Here is a 21,432-nt window from a genome sequence, read left to right as displayed (position 1 = left end):
CGGTCAGGCTCGGGTGATCAGTTCGCCGAGGAGGCTGCCCATTCGGGTTGCCGATGCCTGGCCGGCTTCGATGACCTCGTCGTGGGAGAGCGGCTTGCCCGCCAGCCCCGCCGCCAGGTTGGTGACGAGCGACAGCCCGAACACCTCGGTGCCGCGAGCACGGGCGGCGATGGCCTCCAGCGCGGTCGACATCCCGACCAGGTCAGCGCCGAGCGTCCGGAGCATGCGGATCTCGGCGGGCGTCTCGTAGTGCGGTCCGGGCAGCGCGGCGTACACACCCTCCTCGAGCGTCGGGTCGATCTCCTTGGCGAGCTTGCGCAGCCGCGGCGAGTACAGGTCGGTCAGGTCGACGAACGTCGCGCCGACGAGCGGTGAGCGTCCGGTCAGGTTGAGGTGGTCGCTGATCAGCACCGGCTGCCCGACCGTCATGCCCGGCCGGAGGCCACCGGCGGCGTTGGTCAGGATGACCGTGCGGCAGCCGGCGGCGGCGGCCACCCGCACCCCGTGGACGACCGGCTCGACGCCGCGCCCCTCGTAGAGGTGGGTGCGGCCGAGAAACACCAGGACCTGCTTGGAGCCGACGGTCAGCGAGCGCACCGTGCCGACGTGGCCCACGGCCGACGGCGGGGTGAACCCGGTGAGGTGGTCGAGTGGGATCTCGGCGTTCGCTTCGCCGATCTGGTCGGCGGCCGGGGCCCAACCCGAGCCGAGGACGAGCGCAACGTCGTACTGGCGTACTCCGGTCGCCTCGCCGAGTGCGGTCGCCGCCGAGGCAGCGAGAAACTCGGGGCTGGAGGGGTCGGTCGTCATCGTCACGTCCGAGCAGGCTACTCGCTCACCGTGCGTGCCTGTCACGCGACCGGCACCCCACGGTTACGGAGCGCCGGTGAGCGTCGGGATCAGGCCCGGTCGAAGTTGAACGAAGCGGTGATTTCGTCGTACAGCGTCAGGCGGTCTTTGAAAAGCTTTGCCGGGCTGGTCAGGTAAACGCTGTACGCCTTGCCGTCGACGACCGCGACCCGCCAGATGCGGTGCTTCTGGACGCCGTTCTCGGTGTAGGCGAACTCCCACTCCCAGGTCTCCTCGCCACCGATCTTTTTGGTGGACGACTCCTGGCGAATGGTCTGGAACGCTGTGATCTGGCCCTTTTCCAGCCGTTGCTTCTGGTAGGACTCGGCGCTCTTCAGGTGTTGTTCCGGCGAGGTGCCGTTCTCGACCAGGACCCGCAGCTTGTCGTTGTCGTCGCTGTCGTAGTCGATGTACGTGCTGGCTTCCTTGGCCGTCCAGTCGGCCGGCGCCTTCACCGTGAACCCGCGCTCCGGGTACGAGTACGACTTCAGCTCGACGCCGCTCTGCGCGGCCGCGGACGACGTCGAGCGCGCGGACGTGGCGCTGTCGTCGCCGGACGCCGCCACGCTCACCAGGTAGCTGATCAGGCCGATCAGCAGCACGACCACGACGATCGCGACGACGATCAGCACGGTGCGGCGCCTGCCCTGCGGACCGTGCCCGCCGGAGAGGTCGGGCGGCTGCGGCGAGACCATCGTGTGGCCGCCGACGCCGGAGGAGCCGAAGTAGGCCGAGCGGCGCGGCGCCGAGGACGGCGGGGACGAGGGCAGCGGCGCGGTGGAGTTCTGCGGCTCACCGTAGTTGGGCGCACCACCGTACGGGGAGCCGTACGTCGTCGCGCCGTACCCCGGCGGCGGTCCCTGCGGTCCCTGGGGGCCCTGCGGACCGCCCGGGGGCGGCGTCGGCGTCAAGCCCGGCACCCGGGCGTACCCGGTCGTCGGGTGCTGGCCCTGCGGCGGCTGGCCCGGCTGCTGGTGCTGCCCGGCCTGGTGCTGCCCCGCCTGGTGCTGCCCGGCCTGGTGCTGCCCCGCCTGGTGCTGCCCCGCCTGGTGTTGCCCAGGCTGGTGCTGGCCCGCCTGGTGCTGGCCCGCCTGGTGCTGGCCAGGCTGTCCGGCCTGGTGCGTCCCCGCCTGGTGCTGCCCGGGCTGTCCGGCCTGGTGCTGACCCAGCCCCTGGTGCTGGCTCTGGTGCTGCCCCGGCCCCTGATGCTGGCCCGGGGGTTGCTGGCCGGGCACGGAGACGCTGCCACGCACGGTCGCGCGTCCGCCGGCGCGCGTCGGACCACCGCTGTGCGGCGCGAGGCCGGGCTCCGGTTTGTTAGCCGGACCACCGGACGTCGGCTTGGCGTCCGACTGATCGGCGGGCGCGGGCAGGGACGGCACACCGTCCGTGGTGAACGGGTTGACGGCCATCGCCGCCGTGCCCTCGAGCGCACCGCGCTGGCCGGGCGTGCCCTCGGACGAGCCCGGAGCCTTCGCGCCACCGGGCGGCGCCGGAGGCGCACCGGGCGGCGCGGGCGGCACCGCACGCTTCGTCGGCGCAGCACCCGAGGGCGGAGGCGGCGGCGGGCTCCCGGGCTTCCCGGAGGGCGTCCGCGGCGACCCCGCCGTCCCCGGCATCGCCGACTGCGCCCCGGGCTTCGCCGACTGCGCCGCCGACGGGTTCCCTGGGACCGTTCCGGGCATCCCTGGCGGCATTCCCGACGGGGTTCCGGGCAGCGTTCCGGAGGGCGCGCCGGGACCGGCAGACAGCGGCCCACCGGGCGTACCCGGCGGCACGGCCGGGCTCGGGCTCGGGTCCTCGCGCCGGCGACGCAGGCCGCCGGTCAGCCGGTCGGTGGGGCCGGACTGCCGGGGCGCGCGGCTACCACCACCGTCGAGCGACGTGATCCGGCCGCCGCTGAGCACGGTTCGGAGCGCGTTGCGGGTCTTGAGCGCGTCCCAGCGCTGCTCGGGGTCTTTCTCCAGCAGGCCGAGTAGCACCGGCGCCAACGGCCCGGCGAACGCCATCTGGTCGGGCGGCTCGACGACGACCGCGGTCATCGTCGGCAGCGGGTCGCCCCGGTCGAACGGCGGACGCCCCTCGACCGCGGTGTAGAGCGTGGCGCCGAGCGAGAACAGGTCGCTCGGCGGGCCGAACGGACGCCCGCGGGCCCGCTCCGGAGCGATGTACTGCGGCGAGCCGAGCAGCAGGCCGGTGCTGGTCAGCGGCGACTCGTTCGGGGAGCGCGCGACGCCGAAGTCGGTCAGCGTGACCCGGCCGTCGGTTCCGAGCAGCACGTTGCCCGGCTTGACGTCGCGGTGCAGAACCCCGACCCGGTGGGCCGCTTCGAGCGCACCGAGCACGGCGATGCCGATCTCGGCGACCCGGTCGTAGGGCAGCGGGCCCTCGTCCCGGAGCGTGTCCGCGAGGCTCGCGGCGTCCAGCAGCTCCATCACGATCCACGGACGGTCGCCGTCGTTCACGACGTCGTAGACCCGGATCACCGCCGGGTGGTTGAGCGCCGCGGCGGCGCGCGCCTCGCGCAGCGTCCGCTCGCAGAGAACCGCACGCTCGGGGGCCGGAATACCGGCCGGGAGCAGCACTTCTTTGACCGCGACCTCGCGGCGTAGCAACTCATCGAATGCGCGCCACACCGTTCCCATGCCACCGGACCCCACGGACGACCGCAGGGTGTACCGTCTGCCGACGGTCCGGCCATCGGGCGCCTGCGCAGCCGACGTGCCGTCTACCGGGGTGGGTGCGTCCACGCTCACCTTTTCTACTCGCCCGTCCTAGCACTCTGGCCCAATCGTGCCAGCCCGGGCTCGATCACCGTGCCGGACGGGACCGGTCCACTTGTCGGAGTCTCGACTGAGTCTGCCGACCTGCTTCGAGAAAGGGTGTCGGACCCGGCGGCGTCGGGCAAGTGTGCTGTCACACAGACCCGGGCGATTATCCGAATAAAAGCCGCGTTAGCGCTGGTATCGGTCGGGTAACGAAGTCGGAATCGGCCGGTCACGTCCCGTTACGTACCGGTCATTCATGTGAACATGTCACGTTGTGCTAACCAATGCTCACGCTGAATGGGGCGGTGCTGTCCCGGGAGTCTCCCGGACGCCGGTAATAAATGTTCGCGGAAAAAGTCATTCCGATCGTCAATTGGCCGACACAGTAGGTGCCGCATTTCCTCGTCTCTTCGGGCTCGCAAGGGCGATCGACTCGATCCGGGAGGTCTGGTGGGAGATCCGAACCCATCCCGATTTCGACGCCGTCCAGGTGCGAATCCGTGCCGCCTCGCCGGCGTCGGACGAGGTCACGGGCGTCGTCGCACCGGCCGAATACCTGGTGGAACGGCTCGACCGCGAGTTTGACCGGGGATACACTCTCCCGGTGCCGCGCGGCTGGGTCGTTCGAGAAACACAATTGCGCGCTGCCCGGCGCGACATCGATACCGAAGTCATTGTTGACGACCGTGGCACGGTAGTTCCAGAAGCGGACGTCATAACTGATCTGGTCGAGGACCTCATGCCGACTGCACGGCGACTGGGTTGCTCTGAGCAACCGTCGGGAAGAGAGCACGTTCTTGCGGCGGGCCCGTCGGAGGCGCGAGGCGGCCTTCCCCGGTGAACCTGGACGCTTGGGTCGCCACGCACGAGGAGTCGCTCGTCGAGTTCCGGCGACACGTGCACGCCCACCCCGACCTCTCGAACACCGAGCAGCCGACCGCCGCACTCGTCGCTGAACGGCTGAGCGACGCCGGGCTGCACCCGGTGATGCTTCCCAAGGGCAACGGCCTCTCGTGTGACATCGGCTCCGGCGATCACCTCGTCGCGCTCCGTGCCGACCTGGACGCGCTGCCGCTGCCCGACGTCAAGGACGTGCCGTACCGCTCGACCGTGGACGGTGTGTGCCACGCGTGCGGCCACGACGTGCACACGACGATCGTGCTGGGGGCCGGGCTCGCGCTGGCGGCCATGGGGGACGCGCTGCCGGGCCGCGTGCGGCTGCTGTTCCAGCCGGCCGAGGAAGCGCTGCCCTCGGGGTCACTCGACGTGATCAACGCCGGCCGGCTGGCGGGCGTCGAGGAGATCTTCGCGGTGCACTGCGACCCGCGGACGCTGACCGGCAAGGTCGGGCTGCGGGTGGGTCCGCTCACCGCGGCGGCCGACTTCGTGAAGGTCGAGCTGTCCGGGCCCGGTGGTCACACCGCCCGGCCGCATCTCACCGTCGACCTGGTGACCGCACTTGCCCGGGTCGTGACCGACGTCCCGGCGCTGCTGGCCCGCCGGGTGGACGTCCGCGCCGCGCTGTCGCTGGTGTTCGGTTCCGTGCACAGCGGCGTCGCGCCGAACGCGATCCCGCAGACCGGCACCGTGAGCGGGTCGGTGCGGTGCCTGGACCACTCGGCCTGGGAGCTCGCGCCGAAGCTGATCGAGCAACTCGTCCACCAGGTGGTCGCGCCGACCGGTGCGGTGGCCGACGTCGAGTACAACCGCGGCATGCCGCCGGTCGTCAACCACGCGCACTCGGTGGGGGTGCTGAGCGAGGCGATCACGACGACGCTCGGCCACGACGCGATCGTCGACACCCAGCAGAGCATGGGCGGCGAGGACTTCTCCTGGTACCTCGAGCACTGCTGGGGTGCGATGGCGCGGCTCGGCGTCGGGCGTCCGGGGGAGACCCTCGACCTGCACCAGGGTTCGTTCGACGTGGACGAGGCCGCGATCGGCATCGGCGTGAAGCTGCTCGCCAACACGGCCCTGATCGCGCTCCGCGAGCGAGAGGCCCTCACGACTCCCGGGTGACGTCGTCCGGCGTCTTGTCCGTGCGCAGACCCCGCCAGGACGGGTGGCGGAGGAACCCCTCGTCGGTCCACTCGCCGAACGCCACCTCGCCGACCAGCTGCGGCGTCACCCAGTGCGCGTCCTTCGCGTGCGGCCGGGGGAGCGTCGTCACGAACGGGCTGGTCTTCCGCTGCGCTCGGCGCAGCCGGGCGGTGAGCTCGTCGAGCACCGCCTCGGTGAACCCGGTCCCGACGTGGCCGACGTACTCCAGGCCGTCCGGCCCGGGGATGCCGAGCAGCAGCGAGCCGACCCGCCCCTCGCGGCGGCCAGCCCCCGGACGCCAGCCGCCGACGACGACCTCCTGGGTGCGGACGTTCTTCACCTTCACCCAGTCCCTGCTGCGCTTGCCGGGGACGTACTTCGAGGTCAGCCGCTTGGCGACGACGCCTTCGAGGCCCTGGGCGCGGCTGGTGGCGACCGCGTCCCGGCCGCCGCCGTCGAAGTGCGGTGGTGACGACCAGTGCGGACCGCGCAGGTTCAGCTCGGTGAGCAGGCGGCGCCGTTCGACGTACGGCTGGTCGAGCAGCGGCGTCCCGTCCAGGTGCAGCAGGTCGAATGCCAGGTAGGTCACCGGCGAGCTCGCCAGCAGCGACTTTCCCGGCCGAGCGACGTGCATCCGGTTCTGCAGTGCTCCGAAGCTGATCCGGCCGGAGGCGTCGACGGCGACGACCTCGCCGTCGATCACCAGCTGCCGGACGCCGACCGAGGCGGCGAGCGCGCTCAGCTCCGGATAGTTGCTGGTGACGTCCCGGTTGTTGCGGGTCAGCGCGCGGACGCGACCGCCGGCGACGTACAGCACCAGCCGGACGCCGTCCCACTTCATCTCGTACGCCCACTCGTCGTCGTCGCTCGGCAGCGTGCCGAGCGTCGCGAGCATCGGGGGCACCAGCTCGGGCAGTGGTCGCCAGCCGGGATCGGGCGGGTCCATCCGGTGGATCATCCAGTCCCGGCCGCGTTTTCCCCCGTCGCCACCGGTGCGGAACAGCACGAACCGACCCTGGGATCGAGTTCCGTGCAGCACGACCTTGACCTCGCGGTCGGTCCATTTCTCCAGCTCGTATGTGCCGTGGTCCCAGATCGAGACGGAGCCGCCGCCGTACTCGCCCGCCGGGATCTCCCCCTCGAACGTCGCGTAGTCGAGCGGGTGGTCCTCGGTGTGCACCGCGAGGTGGTTCTGCTTCGGATCGGGCGGCAGCCCCTTCGGGATCGCCCAGGAGACCAGGACGCCGTCCCGCTCCAGCCGGAAGTCCCAGTGCAGTGCGCGTGCGTGGTGCTCCTGGATCACGAACCGCGGAGCTACCTCGTCACCAGCGGTGACCGGCGCGTCGTCCGGCACCGGCTCGGGCGTGCGGTCGGCGGAGCGCATCGCCCGGTAACGCGCCAGCCGGTCCTTCTCGGCCACGTCTCCTCTCTACCCCATGCCGCGACGAGAAACAGCCCAAACGAAATCCTTTGACTCCGTCAAAGAATGCGGCACGATGGCCTCATGCCCGCCACCGAACAGGTCGCCACCGTCCGACGCTTCAACCGGACCTGGACCGAGGTGACCGCCCTCCTCGACGACAGCTACCTGCAATCCGGGCTGAGCCTCCCCGAGGCGCGCCTGGTCTACGAAGTCACGCAGCGATCCCCGCAGCCGGTGGTGGAGCTTCGCGGTCGGCTGCAGCTCGACCCGGGGTACACGACCCGCCTGCTGGACCGGCTCGCGAAGCGGGGCCTGATCACCCGAAACGCCGATCCGGACGATCGACGCAGGCAGCTCGTCGCGGTCACCGAATCCGGCCGGTACGTGGCCAGGCACCTCGCGGTGCGGTCCGACGCGCTGGTCGCCGAGTTGCTCGAGCCGCTGTCGACGGCGGATCGGGAGGCGCTGGTCGCGGCACTCGACACGATCGCCGAGATGTTCGGCGCGCCGCCGGAGGCCGAGGTCCGGATCCGCCCGGCCGGGCCCGGCGAGCTGGGATGGGTGCTCACCCGGCATGCGCAGGTCTACCAGGAGGAGTACGGCTGGCCGGGCTTCGAGGCCGCGGTCGCCGCGATCATCGCTCGGTTCCTGGGACGCGCGGACCAGAGTCGCCAGCGGTTCTGGGTGGCCGAGCGCAACGGACGCCTGCTCGGCTCCGTCGGCTGCGAGTTCGAGGACGACGAGACCGCGCGGCTACGGCTCCTGCTGGTCGAGCCGGCCGCACGTGGCCACCGGCTCGGCGTCCGACTGGTGGACGAGTGCGTCGCGTTCGCGCGCGCCGTGGGGTACCGGCGGATGGTCCTGCACACGCAGGACGCGCTCACCGCCGCCCGCGCGATCTACGCGAAGGCCGGGTTCACCCTCGAGCACACCAGCGCCGAGGACTCCCTCGACCCGGCCGGCCTGGCCGAGCACTGGGAGCTACAGCTCGGTTGACGTGCAGGGCCGGTCGCGGAGGGAGCGGACGTAGTCGTCGGGTGCGCCTGCGGCCTCGGCTGCGTCGGCGATCAGGCCGAGGTAGCGCGCCGACGGCATCCCGCCCTCGAACGAGTCGAGCACGTGCAACCAGGCCAGCACCTCGCCCTCGAGCGTGTGCACCCGGATCTTGAGCTTCCGGTACAGGCCCCGGTCGGCGCCCTCCCAAGCGTCCAGCGTGGGCTCGTCGAACTCGCTGACGTCGTACAACGCGACGAACACCCGCTCGTTCGGGTCCTCGACGATCGTGGCGAGCGCACCGTCCCAGCCGAGTTCCTCGCCGCCGAACGTCAGCCGCCACCCCTCCAGCCAGCCGGATCCGGCGCTCGGGGAGCGCGGGCACCGTTCTTGCATCTGGCTCGGGTGCATGTTCGTCCCGTAGGCGGCGTAGAGGCCCATGGACCCGCACTCTAACCCCGTGGGTCACATCGCCGTCGCCCGGCCGCCACGGCTTCGGAGAACCGATCCAGGAGTCAGCTAGGGTCGGGACGTGTCGCGCATCGTAATCATTGGTGGCGGTCCCGCGGGATACGAGGCTGCGCTCGTCGCGGCTCGTCTGGGTGCCGAGGTGACGCTCGTCGAGCGGGACGGGCTCGGCGGAGCGTGTGTCCTCTACGACTGCGTCCCCAGCAAGACGTTCATCGCGACGTCCGACGCGGCAACCGCGTTCCGGCATGGCGATTCGCTCGGCGTGATGGCCTGCGAGCCCGAGGACGTCAAGGTCAACGCGTCGGCGGTGCACGGCCGGGTGAAGGGGCTGGCGCTGGCGCAGTCCGCCGACATCCGCAGCACGGTGGCGTCCGCCGGCGTCGAGGTGATCAGCGGGTTCGCCCGGCTGGACGGTCGCGTCGGGCTGCGGCACATCGTCACGATCGAGCCCACTGGCTCCGCGCCGTACCAGGTGGAGACCGACACCGTCCTGCTCGCCACCGGAGCCTCGCCGCGCGTCATCCCCGGCGCCGAGCCGGACGGCGAGCGGATCCTGACCTGGCGGGACGTCTACGACCTGCCCGAGCTGCCGACGCACCTGGTGGTGGTCGGCTCCGGTGTCACCGGTGCGGAGTTCGCCAGCGCGTACCTCGCGATGGGCGTCCAGGTCACGCTCGTCTCCAGCCGTGACCGGGTCATGCCGCACGAGGATTCCGACGCCGCGACCCAGATCGAGCAGGTGTTCGCGCGGCGCGGCATGACGATCCTCTACAACGCGCGCGCCGAGGGCGTCGAGCGCACCGCCGACGGTGTCGTGGTGCGGCTGACCGACGGCCGCACGGTCGAGGGCAGCCACGCGCTGATGACGATCGGCTCCGTGCCGAACACCGCCGACCTGGGGTTGAAGGAGTGCGGTGTCGAGGTCGGGGGCGGCGGGTTCATCACCGTCGACCGGGTCTCGCGCACCAACCTGCCCGGTATCTACGCGGCGGGTGACGTCACCGGCGTGCTGATGCTCGCCTCGGTCGCGGCGATGCAGGGCCGGATCGCGGTGTGGCACGCGCTCGGCGAGGCCGTGCAGCCGCTGCGGTTGCGGACGGTCGCCGCGAACGTGTTCACCGATCCGGAGATCGCCACGGTCGGGTTCGGGCAGACCACGATGGAGGCGGGGGAGGTGCCCGCCCGCACGATCACGCTGCCGCTCGGGACGAACCCGCGCGCGAAGATGCAGGGGCTGACGGACGGTTTTGTGAAGCTGTTCTGCCGCCCGGCGTCCGGATTGGTGATCGGCGGGGTGGTCGTCGCACCGCGGGCGAGCGAGCTGATCCTGCCGATCGCGATGGCCGTGCAGAACCACCTCACGGTCGATCAGATCGCCCAGACGATCTCGATTTACCCGTCTCTGTCCGGCTCTCTCACCGAAGCAGCGCGTCAGTTGATGCAGCATGAGTTCGAATGAGACCAATGTGACTGCTGTTTCTGCGGAGTAATTGAATTCGGTCGGGTCCGTGAATTGGCATGCCGTTCCGCCCGGATGGCTGTTGACCGCATTGATCGTCGCTTTTAGAGTGCAGCTACCTCACGAACTTTCGACGCGGGCCGAGCGCTGCGGGCCCGGAATGTTTCACGGTGGCGCGCAAGGGGAGGGGCTGAAATGGCGACGGAGTTTCGGGTCATCGCGGTTGACACAACGGAAGGCACGCCCGATACGACGACGCTGAGTCTGCAGACTCTCCGCGAAGCCGTGCTCGCGCATCCGACGCTCGCGCTTCAGGCGCTCAAATTCGCACTCGGGTCGGATGCCGAAATTCCCGGCGGTGAGGCCGGGGCTTTCAGTGGGACGATGCCGCTCGATATCCCGATCTTCAAAATGCTGACGCCTGACCAAGCCGCGCTGCTCTCGCCGAAGGCCAAAACGCTGACGAAGGGCGATCTGCTCGCGTTGCAGGGCTCCGGAGCCGGCGACAAGATGCGAGAACTGGGTCTCACGTTCGACGACCTGAAGTCCGTCGAGGAAGCATTCCACCAGCGGTTCGCGGTCAACGGCCTGGAAGAGATGGAGGCCGCGATGCAGACGGATACCGGCGACGGTGGCGTCAGCTGCTGTTGCTGTACACCGTGTTGTTCGTGCTGCGCGGCGGCGGTCGCCCCGGCAGCGGACCAGGACGCGGTAGTCCAGGTCGCGTGAGCCGGTGAGCGGGTCGTCTGCTCGAGCGCTCCGGTTACGCCCCCTGCAACTCGTCCCGATCGCGGGCGGCGTGATCATCAAGCGCGGTCGCATGGAGTTGCGGGTCGGTGGATCCGGCGCCTATGAATTTGTCCTCACGGTGCTGGACGCCGCCGCTCGCGGTTCGAGCGTCGAGGACATTCGGGAGTTGTTCGACGGAGCAACCCGCTCGAATGCGGACGCTTTGCTCGAACAATTGGAGCAACATCGTCTGCTGCTCGCGGACGACGAGCCGGATCCGGATCCACCCTGGGAAACTCCGCTGGAGCTGTTCCATTGGTCGGCGGGGGCGTCGCCCGGAGAAGTCGCGCAACAACTGGCAAAAGCGCATATCGCGGTAATCGGTGTCAACGAGGTTTCTGCTGCGCTGGTGTCGACTCTGCGGGCGGCCGGGATCGGCACAGTCGAAGTAGTCAATTATCCGTTCCTCTGTAATCTCCGGATGCTCGACGAGTCCGGTGAGGTGTCCGTCGATTCGTGGCCGGCGGATCTCGGCGTCCCGGTTGCCTACGACGAATGGTCGGAAAAAGACCGATCCGGCCTTCATTGCTTGGTAGCGACGTCGGATTTCGGCGGACTGGATTTGATGCGGGTCTGGAACAGGTACAGCCTGGAGCGAGACATCCCGTTCCTCCCAGTGGTCCTCCAGGACCTGGTCGGATACGTCGGGCCGCTGTCGGTGCCGGGGCGGGCGGCGTGTTTCGAGTGCGCCTACCTCCGCCAGAACGCGAACCTCGACCAGCGGGAGGAGATGCGCAGCACCGAGCCGCTCGCGTTCTTCGGCCAGGGCGTCACGGCGGCCTACCATCCCGCGCTACCGGCTGCGCTCGGTCAGTTCGCGGCGCTGGAGATCTCCCGGCTGCTGGGCGCCTGGGGTAGTCCACGCGTCATCGGCGCGTTGATCGAGGTGGACCTGCTCGCGCCGGGGTTGGTCTGCCGTCCGGTGCTCAAGCTGCCGCGCTGCCCGGTCTGCGGTGAAGCGTCGGCGCGGTCGACCACCGAGATCTTCGGCCGGACGTTCCTTCCCGGCACGCACGAGCCCCACGGATGACCGCGTCCCGCACGGCGGACGACCCCGCGGACCTCGCGCGCCGTCTCGCCTACCTCCTCGATCCGAAGGTCGGAGTGATCCGGGCGATCTCGGAAGTACCGAGATCACCCGGTGCCCCCGAGTTTTTCCAGTACAGCGGACGCGCCTCCGACACCGCTGCGTTCACCGGGCAGCGGAACTTCGCGAACACCGGAGGGGCGTCCACTGAGCCGCTCCGGGCCGCCGGCAAGGCGATGGGCGAGGCCGTCGAGCGATACTGCGCGGCGATCTACGACCTCGACGACTTCCCGGTCGTCGCCCGCAGCGCCGCGGACTTCGACTGCGTGCCACCCGCGGACTTCGCGCTCTACACCCCGGCGCAGTACGGCGAACCGGGGTTCCAGATGGTTCCGTTCACCGACGAGTCGCCGGTGCGGTGGACGGCGGCGTACAACGCGGTGACCCGTCAGACGCAGCATGTCCCGACGGCCTCGGTCTACGTGCCGTACTACTACGCGCCGGGCGAGGCCCCGGTGATCGAGCCGATCTCGACGGGCCTCTCCTGTGGGCGTTCGGTACTCGAGGCGTCGGTGTCCGCGGTGTGCGAGGTGGTGGAGCGCGATGCGTTCGTCCTGACCTGGCAGGCGATGATGCGGCCGGCGCGGATCCGGCCCGCGAGCCTCGATCCGGTGTCGGCGGACCTCGTCGACCGCTTCGACCGGGTCGGCCTGGAGGCCATCGTCTTCGACGTCACCACCGACCTCGGTATCCCCACCGTCATGACCGTCCTACGGTCATCGTCCCCCGAGCGCCCGGCGCTGGCGTTCGCCGCCGCGACCGCGATGACCGCCGCCGAAGCCGTCCGGAAGGGCCTCGAGGAACTCGAGCACACCCGGCGGTACTGCCAGCAGATCTTCGACTACGCGCCACGGCTGGAAGTGGTCGAGGGGCACGAGAACGTGGTCAGCCAGGTGGAGCACTTGAACTTCTGGTGCGACCACGCGAACGCGCCGCTCGCGAGCTTCCTGTTCGAGGACGTCCGCGAGATCGACCTCGACGAGATCAGCGCTCCGCCTCCGCACGATCCCGCTGACCAGCTGCGGTGGGTGGTGGACCGAATCGCGGACACCGGGTACCACACCCTCCTCGTCGACCTCACCACCGACGACGTCGCGGTGGCCGGACTGTACGTCGTCCGCGCGGTCGTGCCCGGTTTGCACCCGCTCTGCATGGGCCACCGCTACCGGGCCCTCGGCGGCACGCGGTTGTGGACCGTGCCGCAGAAGCTGGGGCACCGAGGCATCACCGACCACGACAACCCGTCACCGCATCCGTTCCCGTAGCCGGCCGGAGGAGCTTCATGACCGAGAAGCTGCACGCACCACCGCCCGGCCGCCGTGTCGTGCCGGGCATCGGCGCCGGAACCTCGCGGCCGCTGGTCCCCGACGTCGCCTGGGAGATCTTCCACGAGAACTCCAAGACCGGCGAGCTGCGCGGCATGCTGCCGGACCACGTCGTCGTCGCCCAGATGGAGGCCCTGGAGGAGCAGCTGACGTATCGCGGTTATCCGCGCTTCGAACTCCCGCGGCGCACCCCCCTGGACGACGTCAGCGTGCAGACGGCGATCGACCGGCGGGAGTCGGCCCGCACGATGACCGACACCGTCCTCACGATCGACGACCTCTCGACGCTGCTGCACGCCGCCTACGGGCTGCGGGAGCACCAGCCCGAAGGGGACTTCCCGCGGCGTTTCCGGTCGGTGCCTTCCGGTGGGGCCCTGTATCCGCTGGAGCTGTACGTCCACGCGAGCGACGTGCTCGGACTGCCGGTCGGCCTCTTCCACTACGAGCCGCTGACGCACAGCGTCCGTTTGCTCCGTGACGAGCCGCGGAGCGCGTTCCGTTCGACGCTGGTCGCTCCCGAAGTGGTCGACCACGCCGCCGTGACGATCTTCCTCACCGCGATCTTCTACCGCTCGACGTTCAAGTACGGCGAGCGGGGCTACCGGTTCGTGCTGCTGGAGGCCGGACACGTCGGGCAGAACGTCGACCTGACCGCCGCTGCACTCGGCTACGCCGCCCTGAACATCGGCGGGTACTTCGACGACGCTGTCGACGCCTACCTCGGGCTGGACGGCCTTCGGCACTCGACGGTCTACCTGGTGGCCGTGGGGGGCCGGGGAGGGTCGTGAGCTCATGGACGACGTTGACCCGCTGGTCGTCGTCGACCTGAGCCGGGGCAGCTGGGCCGGGCAGAGTGCTGCCGCCCAGCTCGATCGGCAGCTGGGCGTCGAGGTCCCTCTGGAACAGCCCGCCGCGGACATCGACTGGACGACGTACGCGGAGAGCTGGGACTACGCGGACGTCATCGCCCGTTCGATCGACGCCGAGGCGGCCGGCGACACGCTGCTGATCGACGCTGACCGGGCCGCGCGCCGGATCAGCGGGCTCCTCCGGAGCGCGGACATCCCCGGTGTTGCGGTGGTACCACCGGCGGCCGGCGAGACGGTCTCGCGGTACGACCGGACGTTCCTCGCCCGGCTCGATCCGCGCCTGACCCGCCGAACCCTGCAGATCGCACCGTGCGAGCACTCCGAACCGGACGTTCCGCTCGTCGCGCTCGTTCCCGGGTTGCTGGACGCCCGGACAGCGGCTCGCCTCGAGACTCGGCTGGTCCCGCTGCCCGGCGGACAGTTCCTCGTCCCCCCGCAACTGCGTCGAGCGGGTGACGACGCGAGCCCGCTGGACTACGACCACCTCGCCGATCGGTTCGCCGACGTACCAGGCCTGGCCGCCTACGCGCAGCGTCGGGGGAGCGCCTACTTCACGCGGCCGGAGCTGCTCTGCCAGCAGGCCTGGGCGGAGCGTGCGGCGCACCACGAGGAAGCCGCGGTCGACCTCCTTGCGCACGCGGTCCACTGTGCTCGCACCCCGTTCCAGAAGGCGATCTGCGCTGCCCAACTGGGCGGGCTGGCCATCGGACTGCACCGGTTCGACCTGGCGGCCGGGCTACCGCGCCCCCCGCGCGAGGCGCCCCGCGAGCTGCGGGGATTCCTGCATCAGTGCCGAGGCTGGGGCGCGGTGATGTCCGGAGACGTCCGGCGGGCGCTCGCCGACTTCGACGCGGCGGCGGCGGACCTCGCGGGCTGGGGCGATCGGCCCGAGTTTCTCTACCTGCTCAACATCACCGCGCTCGCGCGGCTGCGGAGCGGCGACGCCGACGAAGCGCTGCGCCTGGAGCAGCGGATCGAGCGCACGCTGCGGGCGTCGCCGGATCCGGATCCCCAGCTGAGTTACGTGAACAGCCTCAACCTCGCGCGCCTCCACCGGCGGGCCGGGCGGCCGGATTCCGCCGAGGAGTGTTACGCGGCAGCGTTCGCGACCACGCACGGGATCGGGACACCGCACGACGTGCTGCACGCCGAGGTGTGCCGCGCGCACGTCCGGACCCAGCAGGGGCAGGCGGGCGAGGCGGCGACGGCCTGGTTGCGCGCCGCGTTGCTGTGGCTGGGGCTGGAATTGCCGGAGGCGCTGGGCGAGCGGGTCGCTTCGGCCATCACCGGCGACCACCGGCTCGGCGAGCGGGTGGATCCGGCTGCCGTCGACGCGGCCTTCGAGGCCCGCCTAGCAACCGGCCCCTCCGAGGCACGCGGCCCTCGCGAGGCGCTCCCGTTCGGCCCGGCGACGGTGACCTGGCCCGCCGCCGCCGCCGCTGCTGCTGCTGCCGCCGCGGCCGACGCCGACGCCGCCGCGGCCGGCGGCCCCGGCGGCTCTGGCGTCGATCTGCGGCAGGCCACGCTGGTGCTGACCGCCGGCTGCACCGTTCTCATCGCGAGCGCCGACGCCCCCGCGACGGAGCCCGACGCTCCGACCCGCCGCCGCCTCGCGCGGTTGGTCGCCCAGCGGCTGGCTCTCGACCTACCGCACCGGCCCGGCGGCACCCGACTGGTCCTGGACGATCGGCTGCGGCGCGGATTGGCCGCCACCGCGAGCGAAGCCCTCGAATCCGCCCTCCGGCTCGGCGTTCGACGGCTCGTCCTCGACGGCACCCCGCTCGTCCTCGACGACACGCTCGCCCGGGACGCGGTGCTGGGCTGCCGGGTCGAACTCGCTGCCGGGGTTGCCGCGATCGAGGCGGACGGCGCCGAGCGTGTCGTCCGATACCGGCGTTATCACCGCCCGCAGCGGGTCACCGGCCCCGCGAGCCTGCTGATCGACGCGGTCCGGTCCGGCCGGCACCCGACGGTCCGTGACCTCGCCGACCACCTACCGAGCCAGGACGTCGTCGGCCTCCTCCGGTCCTTGGAGGTCGACCGGATCGTCGACCTCGTGGTGGACGAGGCGGAGTGCGGACGGCTGGTCACCAGCGAGGGAAGCCGCGCCGCCAGCGGAGGAGGCGTCCGATGAGAGACCTTGACCGGCGGAACCTCGAGCGCTACGTCACCACCACCGCGCCGGGCGCCGGTGGCCTGATCGAGGTGGAGGGCGACTTTCTCAGCCGGGCGCTGAGCCACCTGCAGCAGACCGGCGCCGCCGCCGGTCTCAACGAGGGAAGGCCGATCGAATTCGTCCCCGACCCGCGGGTGCAGACCGCCAGTTCGGGTGCCGCGTCCGTCCACGCCCAGCAGTACCACCAGGGGATACCAATGTTCCAGGCGGACAGCACCGTGCTGTTCGCTCCCGGCGGCGCACTCGAACAGAGCGTGGGATCGACGGTCGAGGTCGGCGACGCCTCGGCCGAACTGTCGACGATCGAGGCGATCGCAGCGGTGGCGGCCGGACTCGACTTCCTCAACCTCCCGGAGAACCGGACCGAGGAACCGGATCCCTTCGGCCAGACACCCGAACCGTTCCCCGTGCTCGGCCCGGCTCCGGACGAGGTCATCGTCGCGTTCCCAGACCTTCCGTCCCGCCCGACGACCCTCGTTCCGGGCCCGTTCGCGGGGCGCGGCATCGGGCTACACCTGGTCTGGCTGCCGCTGGGGGCGGTTCTCCGCCTCGGATGGCTGATGGAACTGCAGCTTCCCGAACCACGCGGCTCGGTCCTGCTCATCGTCGACGCGCAGGACGCCAGCGTGCTCTTCGCGTCCGCGACCACGCACGGGTTGCTGGCCAGCGGCACGGTGTTCCCGCTCCGGGGCGACGGCCCCCGCACCGAGTTTCCCTGGCCACGACCGTTGACCGACTATCCGGTGCGGAGCGCCACCGCGCTGCCTGCCGCTTTTCCCGACCCGTGGGTGGCGGGCGAGCAGACGTCCGGGAACGCCGTCACCGCGGTGGACGCCGAGACCGGTACCTGCGTCACCGGCGTGCGGGCCGGTGGATCCGTGACGTTCGACGCCCCGGACGAGGCCCGCAGGCGCGTGATCAACGCCTTCTACTACTGCTGTTACCTGCACGACCTGTACTACCTGCTGGGCTTCCGTGAGATCGACGGCAACTTCCAGGCCGACGCCCTGGGCCGGGGTGGTGCGGCCGCGGACTCGGCGCTCGTCACCGTGTATCCGGACATCGTCTCGGCGACCGCGAACATGACGACGCCGAAGGACGGCTCCCGCCCCCGGCTGAACGTCGGGCTGGTCACGGCGTCCGGGCGGCACACCGCGTTGGATGCCACGGTGGTCTACCACGAGTTCACCCACGGGCTGACCAATCGCCTGATCGGGGGCCCCGCGAACTCGGTGTCGCTGCTCGCACCGCAGAGCGCGGGGATGGGTGAGGGATGGAGCGACTACTTCGCCTGCTCGATCGCCGGCACGCAGGTGATCGCCGCCTGGGTGACGGACAAGCCTTCCGGAATTCGCAGGCATCCGTACGACAGCTCGTTCCCGGGCACGTTCGCGGACGTCGGCACGCCGACGTACCGGAAGGCCCACCAGCTCGGCGAGATCTGGTGCGCGACGCTGCTGGAGTTCGAGCGGCGCGTGACCGCCCCGCTGGCGTTGCAGGTCGTCGTCGACTCGCTCAAGCTGGCCCCCGCGAACCCGAGCTTCCTGGACGGGCGGGACGCGATGCTCCGCGCGCTCGACGGCATGCTGGCCGCCGGACAACTGGCACCCGCGGCGCACCGTGCCGCGGTCGACTCGTTCTGGACGACGTTCGCACGGTTCGGTATGGGGCCGGCCGCGACGACCCAGGGTCCACAACTGGCCGGCGTGGTCGCGGACTTCGCGTCGCCGACCGCCCCGGTCGTCGATCCCACCGCGACCGCCCGGCCCGGGTCGGCGATCCCGGACAAGGACGCCCGCGGGGTCACCAGCCGGATCACGATGGCCGTCGACGGCCGGGTCGAACGGGTCAGCATCTCGGTCGACATCAGCCACGAGTTCCGCGGTGACCTTCGAGTCACGCTGACCAGCCCGCTGGGCGTGTCGGTGGTGCTCCGAACCCCCGACGACGACGCCCGACGCGATCTGGTCACCACGTTCGACCTGGCGACGACACCGGCGCTGGCCGGTCTGCGTGGGCAACCGGTCCGCGGCGTCTGGACGCTGAACGTCGCCGACCTGCAACGACTCAGCCTCGGGGTGTTTCGCGCATGGACTCTGACCGTGAAAACCCAGTGACCAGGGTGCTGCTGGTCCATCCCGACCTTCGGGCGACGTCAAGCGTTGACGGGGCGGGGCCGGTGATGTGAGGGTCCTGTTCGTCCCGCAGTACGCCGCCGCGGTCGCCCGCCTTCCAGATCGGAGCTTGGTGATGGACCTGCTGCTGCCTGGCATCTCGACCCGCAGGGTGCCGACCGAGCGGTTGACGATCAACGTCCTGGAGGTCGAGCGCCGCACGGTCGGGGAACCGATCGTCTTCGTGCACGGCAACGTCTCGTCCTCGCTCTTCTGGCAGTACGCGATGCGCGACCTACCGGACACGTTCCGGCCGATCGCCGTCGACCTGCGCGGGTTCGGCGACACCGACCCGGCGCCGGTGGACGCCACGCGCGGCCTGCGTGACTTCAGCGACGACGTGCTGGGCCTGCTCGAGGTGCTGGAGCTCGACCGGGTGCACCTGGTGGGCTGGAGCATGGGCGGCGGTGTCGTGCTGCAGCTCCTCCGCGACCGCCCGGAGCTGGTCCGGACGGCGACGCTGATCAACCCCGTGTCGCCCTACGGGTTCGGGGGCACCAAGGGCATCGACGGTCAGCACCTCGACCCGCCCGGCCTCGGTTCCGGCGCCGGGAGCGCCAACCCGGAGTTCGTCCAGCGGCTCGCGGTGGGCGACCGGACGGCGGACGCCCCGGTCTCGCCGCGGGCGGTGCTGCACAGCAGTTACGTCAAGGCGCCGTTCACGCCCGACCCCGACGACGCCGACCGCTGGGTCAGCTCGATGCTCAGCACCCGGACCGGGGACGACAACTACCCCGGGACGTCCGACGTCACCGCGGAGTGGCCGGGGGCGGTGCCCGGGACGCGAGGCGTCCTGAACACGATGGCGCCCACGTTCTTCCGGGTGGACGATCTGGACACGATCGAGCCGAAGCCGCCGATCTACTGGATCCGCGGCGACTCGGACGTGATCGTGTCCGACACGTCGCTGTTCGACCTGGCGTACCTGGGCAAGATCGGTGCGGTGCCCGGCTGGCCCGGCGACGAACTGGCACCACCGCAGCCGATGGTCGCGCAGACCCGGCACGTGCTCGACCGGTACGCGCTGGCCGGCGGACGCTACGAGGAACTCGTCATCGCCGACACGGGTCACAGCCCGCACATCGAGAAGCCGAAGGAGTTCCTCGCGACCCTCGTCGAGTCGATCACCGAATACACCGACTGACCAGCTCATGGGGCCCGCGGGAGCGGGCCCCATGAAGTGCTACTTGATCTCGCAGACCGCCGCACCGGACGCGATCACGTCGCCGACGGACGCCGCCAGGCCGCTGACCGTTCCGGCCTTGTGCGCGGTGAGCGGCTGCTCCATCTTCATCGCTTCCAGGACGACGACCAGGTCACCCTCCGCGACCTCGTCACCGTCGGCGACCGCGATCTTGACGATCGTGCCCTGCATCGGCGACACCACCGCATCGCCGCTCGCCGCCGCACCGGCCTTGGCCGCACCGGCCCGCTTCTTCGGCTTCTTCGCCGCACCGGCGGTGGCGCCTCCGCCGGACGACACGCCGAGCCCCGCGGGCAGCGACACCTCGAGCCGCTTCCCGCCGACCTCGACCACGACGGTCTCCCGCTCGGCGGCTTCGGCGAGTTCCGGCGCGGACCCCGAGTACACCGGGATCTGGTTGTCGAACTCGGTCTCGATCCATCGCGTGTGGACGCTGAACGCCTCGGCCGGGTCGGCCGGAGCGAACGCGGGGTCCCGCACCACGACGCGGTGGAACGGCAGCACGGTCGCGATGCCGTCGACGACCATCTCGTCCAGCGCGCGGCGGGAGCGCTCCAGCGCCTCCTGCCGGTCGGCGCCGGTGACGATCAGCTTGGCGAGCAGCGAGTCGAAGTTCCCGCCGATCACCGAGCCGGGCTCGACGCCGGTGTCGACGCGGACGCCGGGCCCGGTCGGCAGCGTGAACACGTTCACCGCGCCGGGCGCCGGGAGGAAGTTGCGGCCCGGGTCCTCGCCGTTGATCCGGAACTCGAACGAGTGGCCGCGCGGCGCGGGGTCCTCGGTGAACCGCAGCGGCTCACCGTCGGCGATCCGGAACTGCTCACGGACCAGGTCGACGCCCGCGGTCTCCTCGCTGACCGGGTGCTCCACCTGCAGCCGCGTGTTGACCTCGAGGAAGCTGATCGTGCCGTCCTTGCCGACCAGGAACTCGACGGTGCCGGCACCGTGGTACCCGGCGGCCTTACAGATGGCCTTGGCGGCCGAGTGGATGCTCGCGCGCTGATCCTCGGAGAGGAACGGCGCCGGAGCCTCCTCGACCAGCTTCTGGTGACGCCGCTGCAGCGAGCAGTCGCGCGTGCCGACGACCACGACGTTGCCGTGCTGGTCGGCCAGCACCTGCGCCTCGACGTGGCGCGGCTGGTCGAGATAACGCTCGACGAAGCACTCGCCGCGGCCGAACGCGGACTCCGCCTCGCGGACCGCCGAGGCGAACAGCTCGGGGATCTCCTCCAGCGTGCGGGCGACCTTCAGGCCGCGGCCGCCACCGCCGAACGCCGCCTTGATCGCGACCGGCAGCCCGTGCTCCTTCGCGAACGCGACGACCTCGTCGGCGCCCGAGACCGGGTCCTTGGTGCCGGGCACCAGCGGCGCACCGGCCGCGGTGGCGATGTGGCGGGCCTCGACCTTGTCGCCGAGCGCCTGGATCGCCTCCGGCGTGGGGCCGATCCAGGTGAGACCGGCGTCGATCACGGCCTGAGCGAACGAAGCGTTCTCCGACAGGAAGCCGTAGCCGGGGTGGACGGCGTCCGCACCGGACTGCTTCGCGACGTCGATCAGCTTGTCGATGCGCAGGTACGAGTCGCCGGGGGTGTCGCCGCCCAGCGCGTACGCCTCGTCGGCCAGTCGCGCGTGCAGCGCGTCCCGGTCGGAGTCGGCGTAGACGGCGACGCTGGCCAGCCCTGCGTCACGGCAGGCACGGACCACGCGAACCGCGATCTCACCACGGTTGGCGATGAGGACTTTCTGCACGCTCGTCTCCCTCGTCGTCGCCCACGATGGCGGCTGGGTGGTAGCCGGGTGTTGGG

Annotated in this window: 16 protein-coding genes; 11 read left to right on the top strand and 5 right to left on the bottom strand. The window is 70.9% G+C overall.

Annotated elements, in window-relative coordinates:
• Nucleotides 1-3: 3 nt before the first annotated feature.
• Nucleotides 4-810, bottom strand: a complete 807-nt coding sequence (locus BUB75_RS31665; RefSeq protein WP_073262151.1) for a purine-nucleoside phosphorylase — start codon at nt 808-810, stop codon at nt 4-6.
• A gap of 89 nt (nt 811-899) precedes the next feature.
• Nucleotides 900-3,494 (bottom strand): protein kinase domain-containing protein, encoded by a 2,595-nt coding sequence (locus BUB75_RS48920; protein WP_218617887.1) that lies wholly within the window; start codon nt 3,492-3,494, stop codon nt 900-902.
• A gap of 496 nt (nt 3,495-3,990) precedes the next feature.
• Between BUB75_RS48920 and BUB75_RS45660 the strand changes: the two genes are divergently transcribed.
• The gene (locus tag BUB75_RS45660; RefSeq protein WP_143175525.1) at nt 3,991-4,458 is read left to right on the top strand and encodes a glutamate-cysteine ligase family protein; all 468 of its coding nucleotides are present in this window, start codon (nt 3,991-3,993) and stop codon (nt 4,456-4,458) included.
• Nucleotides 4,455-5,636 carry an amidohydrolase gene (locus tag BUB75_RS31655; RefSeq protein ID WP_073262147.1) on the top strand — a complete coding sequence of 394 codons (1,182 nt, stop codon included), beginning with the start codon at nt 4,455-4,457 and terminating at the stop codon, nt 5,634-5,636. The genes BUB75_RS45660 and BUB75_RS31655 overlap by 4 nt, the downstream gene beginning before the upstream one ends.
• Here the strand turns inward: BUB75_RS31655 and ligD are convergent.
• On the bottom strand, nt 5,620-7,077 hold the full coding sequence (gene ligD / locus BUB75_RS31650; RefSeq protein ID WP_073262145.1) for a non-homologous end-joining DNA ligase: 1,458 nt from the start codon (nt 7,075-7,077) through the stop codon (nt 5,620-5,622). The genes BUB75_RS31655 and ligD overlap by 17 nt on opposite strands.
• Before the next feature lie 84 nt (nt 7,078-7,161).
• On the opposite strand from ligD, the gene BUB75_RS31645 reads away from it, so the two are divergent.
• The gene (locus BUB75_RS31645) at nt 7,162-8,076 is read left to right on the top strand and encodes a bifunctional helix-turn-helix transcriptional regulator/GNAT family N-acetyltransferase (RefSeq protein ID WP_073262143.1); all 915 of its coding nucleotides are present in this window, start codon (nt 7,162-7,164) and stop codon (nt 8,074-8,076) included.
• Here the strand turns inward: BUB75_RS31645 and BUB75_RS31640 are convergent.
• Complete coding sequence (locus BUB75_RS31640; protein ID WP_073262141.1) at nt 8,062-8,514, bottom strand: gamma-glutamylcyclotransferase family protein; 453 nt, start codon at nt 8,512-8,514, stop codon at nt 8,062-8,064. The genes BUB75_RS31645 and BUB75_RS31640 overlap by 15 nt on opposite strands.
• Nucleotides 8,515-8,605: 91 nt before the next feature.
• Between BUB75_RS31640 and BUB75_RS31635 the strand changes: the two genes are divergently transcribed.
• From BUB75_RS31635 to BUB75_RS31595, 8 genes are all read left to right on the top strand, one after another.
• A complete protein-coding gene (locus BUB75_RS31635) occupies nt 8,606-10,003 on the top strand; it encodes an NAD(P)H-quinone dehydrogenase (protein WP_073262139.1) in 1,398 nt (465 codons plus the stop codon).
• Between the two features lie 195 nt (nt 10,004-10,198).
• Complete coding sequence (locus BUB75_RS31630) at nt 10,199-10,732, top strand: hypothetical protein (protein ID WP_073262137.1); 534 nt, start codon at nt 10,199-10,201, stop codon at nt 10,730-10,732.
• A 4-nt stretch (nt 10,733-10,736) separates the two neighbouring features.
• Entirely contained in the window at nt 10,737-11,822 is a 1,086-nt protein-coding gene (locus tag BUB75_RS44510) for a TOMM precursor leader peptide-binding protein (RefSeq protein ID WP_143175524.1), read from the top strand.
• Entirely contained in the window at nt 11,819-13,144 is a 1,326-nt protein-coding gene (locus tag BUB75_RS31615; protein ID WP_073262131.1) for a YcaO-like family protein, read from the top strand. The genes BUB75_RS44510 and BUB75_RS31615 overlap by 4 nt, the downstream gene beginning before the upstream one ends.
• 17 nt (nt 13,145-13,161) lie before the next feature.
• Nucleotides 13,162-13,992 (top strand): SagB/ThcOx family dehydrogenase, encoded by an 831-nt coding sequence (locus BUB75_RS31610; protein ID WP_084741944.1) that lies wholly within the window; start codon nt 13,162-13,164, stop codon nt 13,990-13,992.
• A 4-nt stretch (nt 13,993-13,996) separates the two neighbouring features.
• Entirely contained in the window at nt 13,997-16,207 is a 2,211-nt protein-coding gene (locus BUB75_RS31605; RefSeq protein ID WP_073262129.1) for a tetratricopeptide repeat protein, read from the top strand.
• Nucleotides 16,204-18,366 (top strand): M36 family metallopeptidase, encoded by a 2,163-nt coding sequence (locus BUB75_RS31600; protein WP_073262127.1) that lies wholly within the window; start codon nt 16,204-16,206, stop codon nt 18,364-18,366. The genes BUB75_RS31605 and BUB75_RS31600 overlap by 4 nt, the downstream gene beginning before the upstream one ends.
• A 133-nt stretch (nt 18,367-18,499) precedes the next feature.
• The gene (locus tag BUB75_RS31595; RefSeq protein ID WP_073262125.1) at nt 18,500-19,567 is read left to right on the top strand and encodes an alpha/beta hydrolase; all 1,068 of its coding nucleotides are present in this window, start codon (nt 18,500-18,502) and stop codon (nt 19,565-19,567) included.
• Nucleotides 19,568-19,606: 39 nt separating this feature from the next.
• Here the strand turns inward: BUB75_RS31595 and BUB75_RS31590 are convergent, their stop codons facing one another.
• Complete coding sequence (locus tag BUB75_RS31590; protein ID WP_073262123.1) at nt 19,607-21,376, bottom strand: acetyl/propionyl/methylcrotonyl-CoA carboxylase subunit alpha; 1,770 nt, start codon at nt 21,374-21,376, stop codon at nt 19,607-19,609.
• Between the last annotated feature and the right edge of the window lie 56 nt (nt 21,377-21,432).

This window comes from Cryptosporangium aurantiacum, from assembly GCF_900143005.1.
GTDB lineage: Bacteria > Actinomycetota > Actinomycetes > Mycobacteriales > Cryptosporangiaceae > Cryptosporangium > Cryptosporangium aurantiacum.
The sequence above is the reverse complement of the archived record's forward strand: the minus strand, read 5'-3'. Positions and strand labels throughout refer to the sequence as shown.